Origin of the sequence: Streptomyces sp. NPDC021225, from assembly GCF_044332865.1 — a bacterium.
In the GTDB taxonomy this organism is placed as follows: Bacteria; Actinomycetota; Actinomycetes; order Streptomycetales; family Streptomycetaceae; genus Streptomyces.
In genome coordinates this window covers 700,359-718,569 of record NZ_JBIRPV010000004.1, presented here as the reverse complement: position 1 = coordinate 718,569, position 18,211 = coordinate 700,359, and the positions used below count along the sequence as shown (strand labels likewise).

The 18,211-nt window shown below is 72.8% G+C and carries 14 protein-coding genes; 6 read left to right on the top strand and 8 right to left on the bottom strand.

Annotated features, from left to right (window positions below):
* Positions 1-29 precede the first annotated feature (29 nt).
* Positions 30-881 (bottom strand): metallophosphoesterase family protein, encoded by an 852-nt coding sequence (locus tag ACH4S9_RS21530; protein ID WP_385347446.1) that lies wholly within the window; start codon positions 879-881, stop codon positions 30-32.
* Between the two features lie 105 nt (positions 882-986).
* Here ACH4S9_RS21530 and ACH4S9_RS21525 point away from each other — a divergent pair, with 105 nt between their 5' ends.
* Entirely contained in the window at positions 987-1,448 is a 462-nt protein-coding gene (locus tag ACH4S9_RS21525; protein WP_398373579.1) for a universal stress protein, read from the top strand.
* 56 nt (positions 1,449-1,504) lie between these two features.
* Here the strand turns inward: ACH4S9_RS21525 and ACH4S9_RS21520 are convergent, their stop codons facing one another.
* Positions 1,505-1,723, bottom strand: a complete 219-nt coding sequence (locus ACH4S9_RS21520; RefSeq protein WP_361185439.1) for a dodecin — start codon at positions 1,721-1,723, stop codon at positions 1,505-1,507.
* Positions 1,724-1,944: 221 nt separating this feature from the next.
* On the opposite strand from ACH4S9_RS21520, the gene ACH4S9_RS21515 reads away from it, so the two are divergent.
* Together ACH4S9_RS21515 and ACH4S9_RS21510 are read left to right on the top strand one after the other, a co-directional pair.
* A complete protein-coding gene (locus ACH4S9_RS21515) occupies positions 1,945-3,948 on the top strand; it encodes a toxin C-terminal domain-containing protein (RefSeq protein WP_398373578.1) in 2,004 nt (667 codons plus the stop codon).
* Entirely contained in the window at positions 3,933-4,814 is an 882-nt protein-coding gene (locus tag ACH4S9_RS21510) for a hypothetical protein (protein WP_385347451.1), read from the top strand. The genes ACH4S9_RS21515 and ACH4S9_RS21510 overlap by 16 nt, the downstream gene beginning before the upstream one ends.
* Before the next feature lie 10 nt (positions 4,815-4,824).
* On the opposite strand, the gene ACH4S9_RS21505 is transcribed toward ACH4S9_RS21510, so the two are convergent.
* The 5 genes from ACH4S9_RS21505 to ACH4S9_RS21485 all read right to left on the bottom strand — a co-directional run bounded on the left by ACH4S9_RS21505 (position 4,825) and on the right by ACH4S9_RS21485 (position 12,120).
* On the bottom strand, positions 4,825-5,859 hold the full coding sequence (locus ACH4S9_RS21505) for an NAD-dependent epimerase/dehydratase family protein (RefSeq protein WP_385347453.1): 1,035 nt from the start codon (positions 5,857-5,859) through the stop codon (positions 4,825-4,827).
* 37 nt (positions 5,860-5,896) lie between these two features.
* Positions 5,897-7,744 carry a transketolase gene (locus ACH4S9_RS21500; protein WP_361185433.1) on the bottom strand — a complete coding sequence of 616 codons (1,848 nt, stop codon included), beginning with the start codon at positions 7,742-7,744 and terminating at the stop codon, positions 5,897-5,899.
* A gap of 19 nt (positions 7,745-7,763) precedes the next feature.
* Positions 7,764-9,089, bottom strand: coding sequence for an NAD(P)/FAD-dependent oxidoreductase (locus tag ACH4S9_RS21495; RefSeq protein WP_398373577.1), 1,326 nt, complete (start codon positions 9,087-9,089; stop codon positions 7,764-7,766).
* 129 nt (positions 9,090-9,218) lie between these two features.
* Complete coding sequence (locus tag ACH4S9_RS21490; RefSeq protein WP_311729046.1) at positions 9,219-10,433, bottom strand: FAD-dependent monooxygenase; 1,215 nt, start codon at positions 10,431-10,433, stop codon at positions 9,219-9,221.
* 820 nt (positions 10,434-11,253) lie between these two features.
* A complete protein-coding gene (locus tag ACH4S9_RS21485; RefSeq protein WP_398373576.1) occupies positions 11,254-12,120 on the bottom strand; it encodes an Fpg/Nei family DNA glycosylase in 867 nt (288 codons plus the stop codon).
* Positions 12,121-12,331: 211 nt separating this feature from the next.
* On the opposite strand from ACH4S9_RS21485, the gene ACH4S9_RS21480 reads away from it, so the two are divergent.
* The 3 genes from ACH4S9_RS21480 (at position 12,332) to ACH4S9_RS21470 (ending at position 16,276) form a co-directional block, all read left to right on the top strand.
* A complete protein-coding gene (locus ACH4S9_RS21480) occupies positions 12,332-13,519 on the top strand; it encodes a hypothetical protein (RefSeq protein WP_398373575.1) in 1,188 nt (395 codons plus the stop codon).
* Between the two features lie 107 nt (positions 13,520-13,626).
* Positions 13,627-14,673, top strand: a complete 1,047-nt coding sequence (locus ACH4S9_RS21475; protein ID WP_398373574.1) for a LacI family DNA-binding transcriptional regulator — start codon at positions 13,627-13,629, stop codon at positions 14,671-14,673.
* 145 nt (positions 14,674-14,818) lie between these two features.
* Positions 14,819-16,276, top strand: coding sequence for a lipase maturation factor family protein (locus ACH4S9_RS21470; protein WP_398373573.1), 1,458 nt, complete (start codon positions 14,819-14,821; stop codon positions 16,274-16,276).
* A 16-nt stretch (positions 16,277-16,292) separates the two neighbouring features.
* Here the strand turns inward: ACH4S9_RS21470 and ACH4S9_RS21465 are convergent, their stop codons facing one another.
* A complete protein-coding gene (locus tag ACH4S9_RS21465) occupies positions 16,293-18,137 on the bottom strand; it encodes a BTAD domain-containing putative transcriptional regulator (RefSeq protein ID WP_398373572.1) in 1,845 nt (614 codons plus the stop codon).
* Between the last annotated feature and the right edge of the window lie 74 nt (positions 18,138-18,211).

Below are 18,211 nucleotides of genomic sequence, written 5' to 3'. Positions count from 1 at the left end.
AAGACGGGCGCGTACGCGACGCCGGCGGGTCAGGACACCGGCACCGGCAGCACCCGGCGCAGCGGGTCCTCCGGCAGCAGCCCGTGGCGCTTCCACTCCCTGGGGTAGCCGACGGAGACCTCCTGGAAACGCACCCCGTCCTCCACCGTGGTCCTGGGGATGTGCAGATGGCCGTAGACCACGGTCTCGGCCCGGAACCGCACATGCCAGTCGGCGCTGAGCTCGGTGCCGCACCACAGGGCGAAGTCGGGATAGCGCAGCACCTTGGTGGGGAGCCGGGTCATCGGCCAGTGGTTGATCAGCACGGTCCGCAGCTCGGGGTCGCAGGCCGCCAGCCGCGCCTCGGTCTCCTTGACGCGGGCCCGGCACCACGCGTCCAGGGTGGCGTACGGCTCCGGGTGGAGGAAGTGCTCGTCGGTGCACACGACCCCCGCCTCGTGCGCATGGGCGAGGGCCGCCTCCTTGGTCTCCAGGCCCTCGAGTCGGAACGAATAGTCGTAGAGGAGGAACAGCGGGGCGATGGTCAGCGGCCCGCCGATGCCCTCCCACAGCGGGTAGGGGTCCTCGGGGGTGACGATGCCCTTCGCCCGGCACATGTCGACCAGCGCCTGGTAGCGCCGCACGCCCCGCTCCTTCACCGGGTCCTTGGGGTGCGTCCACAGCTCGTGGTTGCCGGGCGACCAGATGACCTTGGCGAACCGCTCGCTGAGCAGCCCCAGCGCCCACTCGATGTCGGCGAACAGCTCGCCGACGTCCCCGGCGACGATCAGCCAGTCGTCGTCGGAGCCCGGCCGCAGCCGCTCCACGATCTCCCGGTTCTCCTGGTAGGCCACATGCAGATCACTGATGGCGAGAAGCTCGCCGCGGTGCGTTCCGCCCATCGATTCTCCTGTCGTACGGTGCCGGTCATGGTGGGTCGCGGCGCGTGGACGCCGCGGCCCGGGCCGGTTGATCACCTACCCGTCCCTGGCGCTAGCCTCGCAGATGTGGTGGACAAACTCCCCGCGTCCTTCGAACGCGGCACGGACGGCCCGAAAGTCATCGTGGTCGGAGTGGACGGCTCCGAATCCTCCTGGCGCGCCGCGGCGTACGCGGCCGGGCTGGCCCGGCGGCAGCACGCCCTGCTCGCCGTGGTCTATGTGCAGCCGGTGCTGGCCGCGGGCGCCGCGCTGGGGGCCTCGGTGGCCCAGACCACCGAGGCGGTCGCCGAGGAGCTGATCCAGGAGATCCGGGAGGCCACGGAGCGGCTGCGCGGGGTCTTCGAGGTGCGCTGGGAGTTCCACACGTTCCGCGGCGACCCGTACAGCGGCCTGGTGCAGGCGGCCGACAAGCTCAAGGCCGACGCCGTGGTGGTGGGCGCGTCCGAGCAGGCGGGGCACCGTCTCATCGGCTCGGTGGCGGTCCGGCTGGTCAAGGCCGGGCGCTGGCCGGTGACCGTGGTGCCCTGACCGGGGCGCCGGACGGCTGGCCGCACATCAGTGCGATCGACCGTGCCCGCCGGCCGTCAGGAGTCGGTGTCCTCGATACGGAAGCCGATCTTCAGCCCCACCTGGTAGTGCGCGATCCGCCCTTGTTCCATGTGTCCGCGAATCTCGGTGACTTCGAACCAGTCAAGCCCACGCAGGGTCTTCGACGCCCGATCGATGCCGTTCGTGATGGCGGCGTCGATGCCGTCCCCCGACGAACCGACGACCTCGACAACGCGGTATGTGTGATTGGACATGGTCCTTCCCCTCACCGTGGAGCTGCCCCTCCCACCGTGCATCACGCCGCCCCCGTCCGCGACTCGATGACGCGCGGGGCCACGGGTCGCGTCCCTGGCCATCAGGCCCTGTTGCTGCGAACATGGGCTTTCTGATCAGCAGTTGGGGCAGGGAGTCGCGCGAGTGACGCGATCACGTCGCGGCGGCGGTATCGACAGCACACGGGGGATCGGGGGATCTCATGACGGAGCCGGCACGCCCGGACGGCCAGCGGCCACCAGAGGGCCCGTCGCCACAGGGCGGCGCGTACGGTCCACCTCCGCCACAGGGCGGCGCGTTCGGCCCGCCCCCCGGCGCCTTCGGGCCTCCGCCGGAACCCCCGTACGCGCCCCCGCAGGGCACGCCGTACCCACCACCCCCGCAGCACTCCCCCTACGGACCGCCGCAGGCCGCACCGTACTGGGCCCCGCCGCCCCCACCGCCATCTCCGGGGCCGCACGGCGGAGCGCGGCGGCTGCTGCCCTCGGGGCGGCGCGGGCGCTTCCTGCTCTTCGGCGGGGCCGGTGCGCTGATCCTGGCGCTGGTGGCCGGGCTGCTGGTCTGGGACAACGCCTCGGAGTCGGGATCGGATGAGCCGCAGGCGAAGCGGAACGTGCCAAAGCTGAACCTGGCGCCGTTCCGGCAGGCGGTCGACAATCTTCTGCTGGCCCCCGGCCTGCGGTACGAAGAATCCTCGACAGCCGACACCATGAAGCGCGACGTCACCGTCACCGCCTCCGGCAGCCGCTTCGGCACCATGGGCCACGGCCAGAAGTCGCTCGACCGCGAGATCCTGAACGTGGGCGGCAAGACCTTCACCCGCTGGCGGGTGGACCCAGCGCCCGGCAAGGACGCCAAGCCCGGCAAGGAGGCTCCCGGCACATGGGACGCCGGGTACGGGAGCAGCGCCGACTCGGCGAAGGAAGTGGTCGAGCACCGGCCGTCCCCGGCCGCGCTGGCGACTCAGCTCTCCCGGGCCCTGGACGCCTTGGAGGGCACTCCGGCCCCGAGCAAGTCGGCTCGGCCGCCCCGCACGGTGCACGGCACACCGGCCCTCGCGGTGGACACCTCCGCGGGCCGGCTGCTCGTCACCGCGAAGAAGCCGCACCGCGTGCTGCGCCTGGAGACCTACGCCCCGTCCCGGCTGGGGGAACCCTCACCGAGCGGCACTGCCGGCAGGGTGAGCCTGACCGCGGCCAAGGATTCCCCCGAGGTGACGGACGGTCCTCTCGAAGGCAGTGATTCCCAGGGCATGGACCTGGCCCCGGTCACCGGGGACGCCGTCGACCCGATGCTCGACACCCTGGAGAAGCGGACCAAGGAACTCAACAAGGCCACCGACAGCGGCATCTCCCTCACACTCAGCGGCTCGGGATCGGTCAAGTGCGGCTCCGGGGGCTGCACCGCCGGCCAGAGCTTCACCGGACAGATCACCACCAGCGCGAGGAGCCGCCTGACGGACGGCAAGGTCACCGCCGTCATGAACGCCTCCTTCACCATCGACGGAAAGTCCGCCGGCGGGTGCACGAGCCGGCAGGGCACCTTCGCCGTCAGCGGCACCAGCGTCTCGGGCAACCTGTCCTGCTCCAACGCGGGCGCCGGCCCGACCTTCGCCTCGATCGAGGCGCAGAAGAAGGCGGAGGCCCGGGCCCGCTCCCGGGCCAACGGCGGCCGACCGGTCCAGTACCGCATCCCGTACACCGCCAGCACCCTGGTCACCGCCCGCGCGCTGGCGACGCTCGAGGTGAAGCGGCTCGTGGACCGGGTGAAGCAGGAGCGGAACAGCGCGAACTGCGCCAGGCCGCACAGTTTCGCCACCGGCACCCGGGCGCTCCTCACCGACGGCACCCGCCGCCCCGGCGAGGACATCCGCCCCGGTGATCGGGTGACGGCCGACAAACCCCGTAACAGCAACTGCAATCCGATCACACGTGAGTGGTCCGACGACATCGCCAAGTACCTGGGCTACAGAAACACCGGCAAGAAATCCGCCGCAGGACCCATGATCTGGGAGCACAAGAAGCCAGGGCGAACACTTCCGCGCTACATCACCTGGGACCGGACCGGGCACAAGGGAGGAATTTTCAAGGGCGCCAACTTCAAAAATCCCTTCCAGTCCACCAAGGACTCGGCCCGGGACGGCACCTACGATTTGGATGTCGGACCCAATGGAGAGATACGAGGCCTCAAGTGGATCGCGAAGTAGTCACCGAGCTGATTGCCGGCCCTCGTGACGAAAACGTGCGAGACGCGCTTGACGAAGCCGAAGGCTGGGGTTCTTACGCCGCGGAGTTGCGTGGGGTGCTCGGGGCCGTGATCGAGGCGAGCGGCGCCGACACTCTCGAGGTCAGCGAGTTGTTCGTCGGCCAGCCGCTGCCCGACGAGCTCTCCGCGCTCCGCAACGGGCTGGAGATCAGCCCGCGGGAGGCTGTGGACCTTGCCGTGGGCATGGCGGCCGGTCGCGGTCCCTACTGCCGGCTGACCAGCACGGATCAGCTGCGCATCGAATCGGGATGGAATGGTTTCGTACATCTCCTTATGACGCCGGAAATGGCCGGCCGGATGGCGGGCCTGCACGGCGACGACGTGAGTCTCGAATGGCGCACCGCGGCACCGGAACCCGCGGACGGGTCACGGATCGTCGACAGGCCGGCCGATGCGGAATTCTGGGCCGCCGTACGAACAGCTACCGCGGAGCTGACCCTGCTGTGCGAGCGCTGGGCGCACGGCGCGTGCGGCTACCGATGGTTCCGGGTGACCTCTGAAAACTCCGCCGAGGTGGCCGAAGCCGTCCGCCCTCGCTCACTGCTGTGTGTCGTGTCCGACCCCGAATTGCGGCTCGACGCGGATCTGCTGGACGACGACTTCACGGCCTTCAAGGCTCCATTGACGCCAGGAGAGTTGACCTACCGTTCCTATCCGGGTGGCGCGGATTCTCTCGCCGAAATCACCGACGAGGGCTTCACGTTCATGCTCAAGGATTCCGCCATGGAGAACTGGCGCGCCGTCGTGCCGGACTCCGACGGAGTGGTCAGAGCGCGATGGGAGGATTTCAGGGAAGAGGACGGGTAGCCGTACCCCCTCAGCCGCCCGGGGCCGCGTGTCCCACCAGCGGTGCCGTCTCCATGCCGACGTCGTGGCGCAGACCGTGCAGGAACTCCTCGATCGTCTCCGCGGAGGTGCGCCGCGGCTGCCACCCCAGTTCGTCCCGGGCGCGGCCGGCGTCCATCAGCGGCAGCCGCAGCGCGGCGTCGAACAGCTGGGGCGCGGCGGGGAGCAGGCGTAGGTGCCAGGCGGCGGCCAGTGCCGAGCGGGCGGCGACGCGTGGCGTCCGGACCACCCTGGCGCCCACCATCTCGGCGAGCACCCGCGCGTCGAGCGGGGGTTCGGCGGCCAGGTTGAAGGCGCCGCGCACATCCCGGCCGATCGCCAGCCGGTAGGCCTCGGCCGCGTCGTCGGTGTGCAGGGCCTGAAGCAGCAGGCCGCGGATGTCGGGCACCACCGGCAGCAGGGCGGGGCGCACCAGCCGACGGGGCAGGAACGGGCCCAGGAACAGGCGGCGCTGCTCGGCCGCTGACTGCTCCTTGAAGAGGAAGGCGGGGCGCATCCGCACCACCCTCACCTGCGGATGCTCGCCCTCGTAAGCGTCCAGCACCCGCTCCAGGTACGCCTTTTCGCGGCAGTACGCGGCCTCGGGCCAGCCGTGGGTGGGCCAGGACTCGTCCACCCGGCGATCCTGGGGGCCGGGCGAGTACGCCCCCACTGAGGACGCGTGGACCAGCACCGGCACCTCCGCGGCCGCGACGGCCTCGAAGAGGCGGATACTGCCGAGGACGTTGGTCCGCCAGGTGGTCACCGGCGCGTGGCTGGGCTGGATGAGCCAGGCCAGGTGGATCACGGCGTCGGCGCCTTGAAGGGGCCGGACCAGGTCGTCCGCCTCCTCCGCGATATCGGCCCGGACCCAGGTCACCTTCGGCGGCGTCCAGGCGGGGACGCGGCGGGCGATCCCCACGACGGAGGCGACGTCCGGGTCCTCGCCGAGCGCCCGGAGGACGCTGGTGCCGGTGTTGCCGGTGGCGCCGACCACCACCACACGCTTTCCGCGCTCGTTGCTCATGGTCCGCTCCTCGTGAAGTCCAGTGGGCGGTTGTACGTCAGGTCGCCGCGCCGACCAGTTCGCGGGCGGCGGCGGCGATGGCCTCCGCGTCGATCCCGGCCTCGGACAGTTGCTGTTCCGGGGTGGCGGAGACCGGCATGGTGCGCACGGCGAGCCTCACCGTGCGGGGCGCCGGGCGGCCGTCGCAGAAGGCCTCGAGCACCGCGTCCCCCAGCCCGCCCTCGGGGTGGTGGTCCTCGACGGTGATCAGGCGCCCCGTCAGCTCGGCGGCGGCCCGCAGGGTCTGCGCGTCCACCGGCTTGACCGAGTACAGGTCGATGACGCGGACGGGGATGCCCTCCCCGGCGAGCCGGTCCGCGGCGGCGATCGCCTCGGGCACGGTCACCCCGGCCGCGGCGACGGTCACCCGGTCGCCGTCCGTGGCGCGCACCAGCTTGCTGCCGCCGATCGGGAAGCGCTCGGAGGGCGGGTAGAGGACCGGGGTCCTGCCGCGGGTGGTGCGCAGATAGCGGATGCCGGACTGCTCGGCCATCGCGGCGGTCAGCTGGGCGGTCTGGTTGGCGTCGCACGGGTACAGCACGGTGCTGCCGTGCACCGCGCGGAAGGCCGCCAGGTCCTCCAGGCCCATCTGCGAGGGGCCGTCCTCGCCGATGGCCACCCCGGCGTGCGAGCCGACCAGGTTGAGGTCCGCCCGGCTGATGGCGGCCATCCGTACGAAATCGTAGGCGCGGGTGAAGAAGGCCGCGAAGGTGGACGCGTACGGGAGCCATCCGCACGCCTGCATCCCGACGGCGGCGGCCACCAGTTGCTGTTCGGCGATGTAGCACTCGAAGAACCGCTCGGGGTGCTCCTTGGCGAAGAACTCGGTGCGCGTGGAGTCGCCCACCTCGCCGTCGAGCACGACCACATCGCCGCGGGCCGTGCCGAGGGCGGCCAGCGCCTGCCCGAACGCGTCCCGTGTGGCGACCCGCTCGCCGGGGTCGAACCGCGGCAGGCTCAGATGCCCGTCACCGGGCGGCGGCCCGGCGCTCACCGCGGGCGGGCCGAGCACCGGCACGGCCATCTCCCGTACGCCGCCGAGCTCGGCGACCGCCTCCTCGGGGTTCGGCAGCGGCTTGCCGTGCATGCCCTCCCGGTTCTCCACCGAGGCCACGCCCCGGCCCTTGACGGTGTGGGCGATGATCGCCGTGGGCCGGCCGACCGTGGACGCCGCCTCGCCGTAGGCCCGGTCGACGGCGGCGACGTCATGGCCGTCGATCTCGATGGTGTGCCAGCCGAAGGCGTGCATACGGCGCGCGTAGGCGCCCAGGTCCCACTCGTGGCGGGTGGGCCCGTGCTGGCCGAGCCGGTTCACGTCGATGATGGCGGTGAGGTTGTCGAGGTGTTCGTAGCAGCCGTGCTCGAAGGCCTCCCACACCGACCCCTCGGCCAGCTCGCTGTCCCCGCACAGCACCCATACGCGGCTGTTGGCCCCGTCCGGCCTCTCCAGGCGTTTATGGGCGAGCGCCAGCCCGACGCCGACGGGCAGCCCCTGCCCCAGCGAGCCGGTGGCCACGTCCACCCACGGCAGCCGCGGCGTGGGGTGTCCCTCCAGCAGGCTGCCGAGCTTGCGGAAGGTGAGGAGTTCCTCGTCGCTGATCGCCCCGGCGGCCTTGAACATGGAGTAGAGCAGCGGTGACGCGTGCCCCTTGGAGAAGACCAGGTGGTCGTTGCCGGGGTGGCGGGGCTGCTCGAAGTCGTAGCGCAGGTGGTTGGCCAGCAGGACGGCCATCAGGTCCGCGGCCGACATCGACGAGGTCGGATGTCCGGACCCGGCGGCCGCCGCGGCCCGCACCGAGTCCACCCGGAGCTGCTGCCCGAGCTCGCTGAGCAGGTGGTCTTGCATAGCACTCCTTCCGGGTCCGTCAGCGGTCGGCCGGGGCCCTGCGGGGCAGCCGGGGCCGCTCGGGCGCCTCGGTGTCCAGCGGCACCGCCCAGGAGGGCACCAGGCCCAGCTGTACGCCCTGGGGCGGCAGCGCCGTGTCGATCAGCCAGTCGGCGGCGACCCGGACGCGGTTGCCGGGCATCGCCATGAGGTGGTAGCCGTGGGTGACCAGGCTCGCGAGCGGCCCGGACAGCGGCACACGCAGCGGGTTCGCGGCGGCCTGTACCCCGCCGAGGTCGACGGTGAACCCGAGGTCGTGGTGTTTGTAGGGGCGCCGCGAGCCGTGCCCCAGTGAGGCGGCGACATTGCGGCCCGCCACCCTGCCCTGCCGCTGGGCGTGCTGCGCGGTCATCGGCGTGTACCGGCCCGGGCGGGTCAGATCGGGCACCGCCGCCGCGTCCCCGCAGGCCAGCACCTCGGGGTGGCCGGGCACGGCCAGATACTGGTCGACGCACAGCCGTCCCTGGGCGGTCGGCTGACCGATGTCGTCCACCAGCGGGTCGGGCCGGACGCCCACGCACCAGATCAGCGACCGGGTGGCCACGAACTCACCGGTGTCGAGCAGCACGCCGTCCGCGGTGGCCTCCTTGACCGAGGTGCCCGTACGGATGTCCACCCCGCGCCTGGACAGCACCCGGTGCGCGGTGTCGGACAGCCTCCGGTCGAGCTCGGGCAGCACCCGGTCGGCGATGTCCACCAGCAGCCAGCGCGGCCGCGGCGCGTCGCGCAGCCCCGCGTTGTGGCGGGCGAGCGCGTCGGTGAGCAGCACGCCGTGGGCGGCCACCTCCGTGCCCGTGTACCCCGCGCCGACCACCACGAAGGTGCACCGGGCGGCCCGTTCCGCGGGGTCGTCGGCGGCGCCGGCCAGCTCGATCTGGCGGATCATGTGGTCGCGGAGGTAGAGCGCCTCGGGCATGCCCCGGAAGCCGTGCGCGTGCTCGGCCACGCCGGGGATCGGCAGCAGCTTGTTGACGCTGCCGACGGACAGGATCAGCCGGTCGTAGTCCGTCCCGGCGGACCGGCCCTCCGGGTCCGTCCAGCCGACCCGCCGCTCGGCGAAGTCGACGGAGCCGACCTCGCCGAGCACCAGGCGGACCCGGGGCAGGGTCTGGGTGAGGGAGACCGAGACCCGGCGGGGTTCGAGCACCCCGGCCGCCACGTCCGGCAGCAGTGGCAGATACAGGAAGTAGTCGTTGGGGTTGACCAGGACGATCTCCGCCTCGTCCCGCAGGGTGCGGGAGAGCGTACGGGCCGCCTGGTAGCCGGCGAATCCCGCGCCGACGATCACGATGCGGACTCGGTTCACTCGGGGCTCCCGTGCGTACGGATCTCACGGAACGCACCAAGTGCCCCCGGGTCCCGTCCCCAAACGCCGGGCCCGGCCTCAGGAGTGAATTCCCGAGGCCGGGCCGCCGCGCTCGCTCCGGCCGTCCCGTCAGCGACGGGCTCGCGCCACCTCTCCGGGGACGGGCTCGTCCCAGTCGATGCGGTAACCGGTCAGCCAGTCCGTGGCGCCGTCGGTGCCCGCCCGGTCGAGCTTGCGCGGCAGCATCGCGTCCCGCAGGGCCCGGCCGACGGGCCCGGGCGCGGTGCGGCGGACCAGGCCCGCGCTGGTCGCCACCGCCCGCTCCACCCGCTCGCGGCGCAGCCTCTCGTACGCGGCGAAGGCCGGCCGGGGGCTGCGCAGGTCGCGCAGGCACTTGGCGAGCACGACGCCGTCCTCGATGGCCAGGGACGCGCCCTGGGCGGCGTTCGGCGCACAGGCGTGCACCGCGTCGCCCACCAGGACCATCGTCTCGTCGGACCAGGTGGGCGTCGAGGCGATGTCATAGGCGTTGGTGGCGACGATGGACTCGCCGCTCGCCCGGATGATGTCGGCCGCGGGGGTGTTGTCCTCCGCGAACAGAGCGGCGAGCTGCTCGCGCCACTGCTCCGGGGTGGTCGCCGCGAGTTCGTCCTTGGACAGCTCGGTGCCGGGGGTGTTGGCGAACCACCAGACCTCGCCGTCGGGGGCCGTGGTGCAGCCGAAGAAGGCGCGCTTGCCGTAGATCATGGCGTAGGTGTCGGGGTCCGGGGGCGACGCGGCGTCCCGGGCGTAGCCGCACACCGTGTGCTGGCCGGTGAAGCGCGGCCGGGGCGCCGCGGCTTCGATGGTCCTGCGGATGAGGGAGTGGATTCCGTCGGCGCCGACGAGCAGGTCCCCCTGCGCCCGCCCGCCGTCCGCGAAGGACGCCACCACGCGCCCGTCGGGGCCGGTCTGGGCGGCCAGCAGGCGCTTGCCGTGCTGGACGCGGACACCTCGGCGCTCCGCCTCCTCGCGCAACACCCGCCCCAGGGTGGCGCGTTTGATCGTACGGGCGCCGAGGGCGCCCTCCTCGGAGCCGGCCATGGGCCGCCCGCCGAGCCGTTTGCCCGTGTTGCTGATGAAGTCTGAGCGGCCTGCCGGGAAGGAGTTGTCCAGCACCGGCCGGTGTGCGCCGATGGTGCGCAGCGCCTCCATCCCGTTGGCGGAGACGAGCAGGAACGCACCCGTGTCGGTGGCCTCGGTGGGGTACGCCTCGTACACGGCCGCGTTGATCCCGGCCTTGCGCAGGGCGATCGCGGTCACGGTTCCGGCGATTCCGCCACCGATGATCAGGGCATTGGTCATGGTGCTCCGTGGAGTGGAGTGGGGGGACAGAGGGTGGTGCGGGTGTCTCTCGGCACACCGCTATCAGGGTCGGCCGACGACCGTCCAGTCCCCGGCCGATGTCTTCGCCGGGTCCCGCGTGGAACGGCGGCATCCTAAGGTGTCATCAACGGTCAAATGTGGGGGGAGGGGGCAACTGTGCGATGGCGCAAGGTGCTTCGCGGGGGCCTGGTCGCCGTGTCGGCCGGCGCCCTGCTCGGCGGCTGTTCGTCAGGGGCCGACGGGGCGGGCCCCAAGGACCGCGGAACGCCTTCGGACTTGGGGGTGCCGCCGTCGGGGAGCGTCGCTCCGAAGGCGTCGGCAGCGCCCCTTCGAGAGCGGTCCGGACACCTGGGCGGTGCTGGACGAGACGTGTGTGTGGCAGCGCGAGAAGCTGCCACCGGGGGTGCTGGCCAGTCTGTCGCAGCGCAGCGTGCTGCCGGCCAAGAGCCCCGCCAAGGGGCCGGTGCGGGTGATGACGGTGGTGTCGGTGCACGCCGACACCGACAGCGCGGACCAGGAGATGGCGACCACGCTGGAGGAGGTGGTGCTCCCCCGGCTACCGCTGGGCGGTGCCCCCTGCCCGGAGCAGCGGCTGAACCAGGACGAGCGGATCATTTCGCTGTTGTCCTCGGGCGCCCCGTGGGGGCGGCGGGGACAGGAGACCGCGGACGACCAGATCTGGGGCACCTCGCGGATCGGGCCGGTGACCGTCAAGGGAGCCAAGGGAGGCGGTTCCGTTTCCTGGGCGACGACAAGACCGCGACGCGCCCCTGAGGCGGGCGCTGTTTGCACAGCCGCGCTACTTGAGCAGCCGGGACAGCCGCCGGTCGGCGAGCGGCTTCCCGCCGGTCTGGCAGGTGGGGCAGTACTGGAGGGAGGAGTCCGCGAAGGACACCTCGCGCACCATGTCGCCGCACACCGGGCACGGCTGGCCGGTGCGGCCGTGCACCCGCATGCCGCTGCGCTTCTCCGCCTTCAGATCGCGCGCCGCCGACCCCAGGGAGCGCTCGACGGCGTCGCGCAGCGTGGTGCCCATCGCCTCGTACAGCCGGGTGACCTCCTCCTCGGTCAGGTCCCCGGCCATCCGGTAGGGCGACATCCGGGCGGCGTGCAGGATCTCGTCGGAGTAGGCGTTGCCGATCCCGGCGATGACGCTCTGGTCGCGCAGCACGCCCTTGATCCGGTGGCGCACCCCGCGCAGCAGCCCCGCGAACACCTCCGGGGTCATGGACTCCGCCAGCGGGTCCGGCCCCAGCCGGGCGATGCCCTCCACCTCCTGGGGGTCGCGCACGCAGTAGACGGACAGCGCCTTGCGGGTGCCCACCTCGGTCAGGTCGAAGCCCGCGCCCTCCGGGCCGGCCAGGCGCAGCCGCAGCGCCAGCGGGCCCTTGCCGGGGCGGGGCGGCGCCTCCGGAAGGCCGTCCCGCCAGCGCAGCCAGCCCGCCCTGGCGAGATGGAAGACCAGATGCGGGCCGTCAGTGGCCAGGTCGAGGAACTTGCCGTGGCGGCGGACGGCTGTGACGGTGCGCCCTTCGAGATCGGTCAGCGGCGGGTCGTACGTCTTGAGGACGCTGACCGCGGCGGGGTGGACGCGGGCGATCTGCCGGCCGACGGCACGCTCGGCCAGGATCCGGGCCAGGGCCTCCACCTCGGGCAGTTCCGGCATGGGACCAGTGTGCCGCAGCGGCCGGCCGCCCGCCGCCGGGCGGGCCGGCCCCTCCGGTCACCCCTCCAGCCGTGCTGAGCTGCGGGTCCGACGGCCCGCCCCTACGCTGACCGCAGAGCCGGACCGGGCGCCGCGCACCGGCTCGGCACGCCCGTGCCGCCCCGCTTCCCGCCGTACCGCGGCTCTCCCGTTCCGCACGGAGGCTCCCCCCATGATCGACACCGCACAGCATGAGCGGCCCGCACTGCGTCACGCACGGTTTCCGTTCCATTACGAGCAGTACCAGGGCGGCAGCCCGGAGGCGGAGCGGCTGGTCTTCGACAAGCTGGCGCGCGAGCTGGCGGGCGTGCGGCGGGGGAACCAGCACGGTGGCCCCGCGCACCTTCTGCGCACCGTCCACGCCAAACCGGCGCTCGGTGTGGACAACGCCCGGATCCGCTTCCACGACGACCTCCCCGAGGCGCTGCGGGTCGGCTACGCACAGCCGGGCGCCGAGTATCCGGCCGCGGTGCGGCTGGCCGACGCGAGCGGCGCCGAGCGGCCGGACGCCGCGCCGGATCTGCGCGGGATGGCCGTGCGGGTGCAGGCCGGGCCCGGGGGGACGCACGATCTGCTGACCACCAGCTTCCCGGTCTCGTACGCCGCGGACGCGCGCGAGTACGTCGCCTTCGCCAAGGCCATGGGGGACGCGGGCAGCGCCGCCGAGCGGGTCTTCGGGCTGCTGGTGAAGCTGCCGCTGGCCGTCGGCTGGTCCACCGCCGCCCGGATGCGCCGCCATGTGCACACCGCCACCCGGCACATGGTCGGCTCGCTGGCCCGCGAGACCTTCTGGAGCTGTGGCGCGATCCTGTGGGGCGACGCGGGGCCGGTCCGCTACCGGCTGCGCCCCGCCCCCGGCTCCACGCCCGCCCCGCCGCCGGACCGCGGCGATCCCGGCTATCTCCACCGGGAGCTGACGCAGCGCCTGTCCACCGGCGACGTCTGCTTCGAGCTGTGTGTGCAGCGGTATCTGGACGAGCGCCGCACCCCGGTCGAGGACGGCTCGGTGGAGTGGCAGGAGAGCGACGCGCCCGTCGTCCCGGTGGCCGTGCTGACCGTGCCGCGCCAGGACCTGGAGGGGGCCGAGGCATGCTCGGCGGCGCACCGGGTGGAGCGGCTCGCCTTCAACCCCTGGCACACCACGGAGGAGTTCCGTCCGCTGGGCAACCTCAACCGCGCCCGCAGGGCCGCGTACGAGGCGAGCGGCGCCCAGCGGCCGGGGCCGCGCTTCCCCACCGCGACGCCGCGCCGCGACGCCGTGCTGTCGCTCCCGGTGCGCGCGGCCTTCGGCCTGGTCGACCGCTGCGTGCCCTGGCACCGGCTGCCCCTTCCGCCGGTGTACCGGGGCGGCGGGTCCTGAGCGGAAGTCCTGAGCGAGGCCCCGCGAAAATCCACCTTGACCGGTTTACCGACGCGGTAAGGTGTGGCGTTCGTCGCGAGCGGCAGCCGAGCAGCGGGAGTCGGTGCATGGACAGCGAGGTCACGGCGGGCCCACCGCGGCGCGTCACCATCAAGGACGTGGCCGCGCGGGCCGGGGTCTCCAAGGGCGCGGTGTCGCTGGCCTTCAACGACCGCCCCGGGGTCTCCCAGGCCACCCGGGCCCGGATCTTCGAGGCCGCCCGGGAGCTGGGCTGGGCACCCCATCTCTCCGCCCGGTCGCTGTCCAACGCGCGGGTGGACACCGTGGGCCTGGCCATCGCCCGGCCGGCCCGGATGCTGGGGCTCGAGCCGTGGTTCATGGAGTTCGTCTCGGGCATCGAGAGCGTGCTCGTCGAGCGGCACTGCTCGCTGCTGCTGCGGCTGGTGCGGGACGTCCGGGAGGAGATCGAGGTCCAGGAGGCGTGGTGGCGGGGGCGCCAGATCGGCGGGTCGATCCTGGTGGACCTCCACGACGAGGATCCGCGCGTCCCCGCGCTGCACCGGCTCGGGCTGCCCGCCGTCGCGGCCGGACACCCCTCCCTGGCCGGCGGGTTCACCTGCGTATGGACGGACGACGGCAGCGCCGTCGTCGAGGCGGTGCGCTATCTGGCGGCGCTGGGCCACCGGCGGATCGCCCGGGTGAGCGGCCCGGCCTCGCTCGGGCACAGCGTGATCCGCACCGCCGCCTTCGAGGCCGCGGTGCGGGAGTTGGGCCTGGCCGACGGGCGCACGGTCGCCACCGACTTCTCGGGGGAGGAGGGGGCGCGCGCCACGCGGGCGCTGCTGGCCTCGGCCGACCGGCCGACCGCGGTCATCTACGACAACGACATCATGGCGGTGGCCGGGCTGTCGGTGACCGCCGAGATGGGTCTCTCGGTGCCCGCGGACGTCTCGCTGCTGGCCTGGGACGACTCCCAGCTGTGCCAGCTCACCCGCCCCACGCTGTCGGCGATGAGCCACGACGTCTTCGGCTTCGGGGCCGAGGTCGCCCGCCGGCTGTTCGATGTGCTCGACGACGCGGCGCCCGGCACCCATCAGTCGCCCACCCCGGCCCTCACCCCGCGCGGCAGCACCGCCCCGCCACGGCGCCCCTGAACCGGTTAAGCGCGGACCGGCGACGGGCGCGCGCCGACCGGATGAACTACGCCCGCCCCGGGGCCCGCCGGGCCGCGCCCCTCGGGCCCAGGTGGTACGGATAGCCGGACGCCCAGGCACTGACGAGCCCAGGGAGCGGTTCCGCATGGAGTGGTTCACCTCATCCGACTACTGGCTGAGCCGGCTGGTCTTCCAACGGGGGCTGGCGGCCGTCTATGTGGTCGCCTTCCTGGTCGCGGCGAACCAGGGGCGGGCCCTGATCGGCGAGCGGGGGCTGACGCCGGTGCCGTGGTTCGTCGCGCGGATGCCGTTCGGGCGCTCCCCCAGCCTCTTCCAGCTCCACTTCTCGGACCGCTTCTTCACCGGCTGTACCTGGCTGGGAGCGGCGCTGGCCGCCGCGGTGGCGGCGGGGGCCGCGGACCGGGTGCCGCTGTGGGCCGCGATGCTGATGTGGCTGGTGCTGTGGCTGCTGTATCTGTCGATCGTCAATGTCGGGCAGGTGTGGTACGGCTTCGGCTGGGAGTCGCTGCTGCTGGAGACCGGCTTCCTGGCCGTCTTCCTCGGCAACGCCGACACCGCGCCGCCCGTCCTGGTGCTGTGGCTGCTGCGCTGGCTGGTGTTCCGGGTCGAGTTCGGCGCCGGGCTGATCAAGATCCGGGGCGACCGCTGCTGGCGGCAGCTGACCTGTCTGTACTTCCACCACGAGACACAGCCCATGCCTGGCCCGCTGAGCTGGTTCTTCCACCGGCTGCCGAAGCCCGTGCACCGGATCGAGGTGGCGGCCAACCACGTCGCCCAGCTCCTTGTGCCGCTCGCGCTGTTCACGCCGCAGCCGGTGGCGAGCGTGGCCGGGGGCGTGATCGTGGTCACCCAGCTGTGGCTGGTGGCGTCCGGCAACTTCTCCTGGCTCAACTGGCTGACCATCCTGCTGGCCCTCGCCGCGGTCGACGGGCGGCGCGCCGCCCGGGCGCTGGGGCTGCCCGAGCCGCCGCCGCTCGCCGCTACCCCGGTGTGGTTCGAGACCCTGGTGCTGGCCGCCACCGCCCTGGTGGTGGTGCTCAGCTACTGGCCCGCCCGCAACCTGGTGTCGGGCCGGCAGCTGATGAACTACTCCTTCAATCCGCTCCACCTGGTCAACACCTACGGGGCCTTCGGCAGCGTCAACCGCGCCCGGTTCGAGGTGGTGATCGAGGGCACCGACGCGCCGGTGCCCACGCCGGACGCGGTGTGGAAGGAGTACGAGTTCCGGGGCAAGCCGGGCGATGTGCGCCGGATGCCGCGCCAGTTCGCCCCGTACCATCTGCGGCTCGACTGGATGATGTGGTTCGCCGGGATCTCGCCCGGCTACGCCCGGTCCTGGTTCGGCCCGCTGGTCACCAAGTTGCTGGAGGGCGACCGGAGGACGCTCAGGCTGCTGCGGGTGTGCCCCTTCCCCGACGCGCCGCCCACGCACATCCGCGCGCGTCTGTTTCTCTACCGCTTCACGACCTGGAGCGAGTTGCGGACCACGGGGGCGTGGTGGCACCGCACACTGATCCGCGACTTCATGCCGCCGGTCACCCTCGACCGGCCGGGCGGCCGACCGGGTGGGGAGGGCCGCTGAGCCCGGGCCTTGGGCGTCAGAAGCCCATGAAGTGGCGCACCGCGGGCACCGCGCGACCGGCCACCATGCGCTCCAGCGCGTAGGCGCGGACCAGTTCCCGGAAGCGGTACTGCCGCCGGCCCGCCGCCCGCTCCCCCGCGACCTCCACCAGCGAGGCGTCGACCAGCCGCATCAGCACCACATCGGCCGTGGTGGTGTCCGTGCCCAGCGCCCGCGCTCCCTCCCCGGCGGTGAACAGCGGGCGCGGGATCACGGCCAGCCGCAGAAAGGCCGCCTGGGCGTCCCCGTCGAGCTTGCGGAAGCAGCTGTCCAGCCGGTCGTAGAGGTCGAGGCCCAGCGCCGAGAACTCGGAGAGCCGGTGCTGCCCCTTGGCGGATCGTATCTTCGCCAGCACGTGGGCGACGCTGACCGACCGCATCGCCGTCAGCCGCTCGCCGAGGAAGGTGATGGCCAGCGGCAGCCCGTCCACGACCCGCACCACCTCCGCGACGGCCTGGGGCTCGGCGTCCGTGCGCTCGCGCCCGATCAGCCGGGTGAGCAGCCGCTCGCCCTCCGCGGTGGACAGACAGCCCAGCGCCACGGTCCGCGCCCCGCGCAGCCCGTACAGCAGGGAGCGGCTGGTGATCAGCACGGCGCAGCCGGTGCCGCCCGGGAGCAGCGGTTCGACCTGCTGGGGCGAGTCGGCGTCGTCCAGCACCAGCAGCACCCGGCGGTCGGAGCTCCAGGTGCGGAACAGCGCGGTCCGCCCGGTCGGCGTGGCCGGGATGTCGCGTGGCGCCACGCCGATCGCCCGCAGGATGTGCTCCATCCCCTCCGCCGCGGTGGCCGGGACGGGCTGCGATCCGCCCAGCGGGACGTACAGCTGTCCGTCGGGGTAGCGGGAGCGGACCGCGTGGGCGAGGTGGATGGCGGTGGCCGTCTTGCCGACGCCCGCCATACCGACCAGGGACACCACGGGCAGGCCGGTGCCGTCGCCGTGGGCCGCCAGCAGGTGGCCCGCCTCGTCGAGTTCGGCCTGCCGCCCGGTGAAGTCGACGGTGTCCCGGGGAAGCTGGGCGGGCGGGGGATGGGCGCGGCGCGGCGGCGGCAGCGGGGCAGGCGGCGGATCGAGCGACGGGTCCCCCACGAGCATGGAGCGCTGGAGCCGCTGGATCTCGGGGCCCGGCTCCAGGCCCAGCTCGTCGATCAGCTGGCGGCGCAGGTCGTGGAAGACCTTGAGCGCCTCGCCGCGCCGCCCCGAACGGTAGAGCGCAAGCATCAGTTTGGCGTGGATGCCTTCGTGGAGGGGCCCGGAGGCGGCGAGGACCTTGAGTTCTCCGGTGAGTTCATGGTGCCGGCCGAGCCGGAAATCGGCGTCGATGCGCATCTCCAGGGCGCGCAGCCGGCGCTCCTCCAGCTCGGTCGCGTGCGCTTCGAGCAGTGGGCCGCGGTCCACATTGGCCAGGGCGCTGCCCTGCCACAGCCCCAGGGCCCGGTTCAGCAGAACCCTGGCCTGTCCCGGGTCCCCCGCGGCGCGCGCCTCCCTGCCCTCTTCGACCAGGACGCGAAACGAAGTGAGGTCGATCGCGCTTTCCGGAACACGGACGACATAGCCGCTCGGCCGGGTCTGGAGAAAAGACTGTCCGCCGTCATCGGGGCGGGCCAGGCCGCGGCGGAGTTCATAGATATAGGTGTGTACGGCGCGCAGGGCTTTGTCCGGGGGGCTGCTTCCCCAGAGTTCGTCGATGAGGGCCTTGGTGGGCACGACCTCGTTGTGCCGCAGTATCAGCAGGGCCAGGGCCCGGCGGAGCTTGGGAGCGGTCGGCGTCAGGACACGGGCGTCGGCCAGGACTTCGAAGTTGCCCAGAACCTGAAACCTCATTCGCGAACCCCCGGTTCATGGTGGTCTCACAAGGCCCTGACCGTGCCCCCGTATTCAGGTCGCAGCCGAGCATA

What these genes read in the sequence shown, in the direction of transcription:
- ACH4S9_RS21530 (WP_385347446.1), bottom strand. Translation starts at nt 881, where the DNA reads ATGGGCGGAACGCACCGCGGCGAGCTTCTCGCCATCAGTGATCTGCAT.
- ACH4S9_RS21520 (WP_361185439.1), bottom strand. Translation starts at nt 1,723, where the DNA reads ATGTCCAATCACACATACCGCGTTGTCGAGGTCGTCGGTTCGTCGGGG.
- ACH4S9_RS21515 (WP_398373578.1), top strand. Translation starts at nt 1,945, where the DNA reads ATGACGGAGCCGGCACGCCCGGACGGCCAGCGGCCACCAGAGGGCCCG.
- ACH4S9_RS21505 (WP_385347453.1), bottom strand. Translation starts at nt 5,859, where the DNA reads ATGAGCAACGAGCGCGGAAAGCGTGTGGTGGTGGTCGGCGCCACCGGC.
- ACH4S9_RS21500 (WP_361185433.1), bottom strand. Translation starts at nt 7,744, where the DNA reads ATGCAAGACCACCTGCTCAGCGAGCTCGGGCAGCAGCTCCGGGTGGAC.
- ACH4S9_RS21490 (WP_311729046.1), bottom strand. Translation starts at nt 10,433, where the DNA reads ATGACCAATGCCCTGATCATCGGTGGCGGAATCGCCGGAACCGTGACC.
- ACH4S9_RS21485 (WP_398373576.1), bottom strand. Translation starts at nt 12,120, where the DNA reads ATGCCGGAACTGCCCGAGGTGGAGGCCCTGGCCCGGATCCTGGCCGAG.
- ACH4S9_RS21480 (WP_398373575.1), top strand. Translation starts at nt 12,332, where the DNA reads ATGATCGACACCGCACAGCATGAGCGGCCCGCACTGCGTCACGCACGG.
- ACH4S9_RS21475 (WP_398373574.1), top strand. Translation starts at nt 13,627, where the DNA reads ATGGACAGCGAGGTCACGGCGGGCCCACCGCGGCGCGTCACCATCAAG.
- ACH4S9_RS21470 (WP_398373573.1), top strand. Translation starts at nt 14,819, where the DNA reads ATGGAGTGGTTCACCTCATCCGACTACTGGCTGAGCCGGCTGGTCTTC.
- ACH4S9_RS21465 (WP_398373572.1), bottom strand. Translation starts at nt 18,137, where the DNA reads ATGAGGTTTCAGGTTCTGGGCAACTTCGAAGTCCTGGCCGACGCCCGT.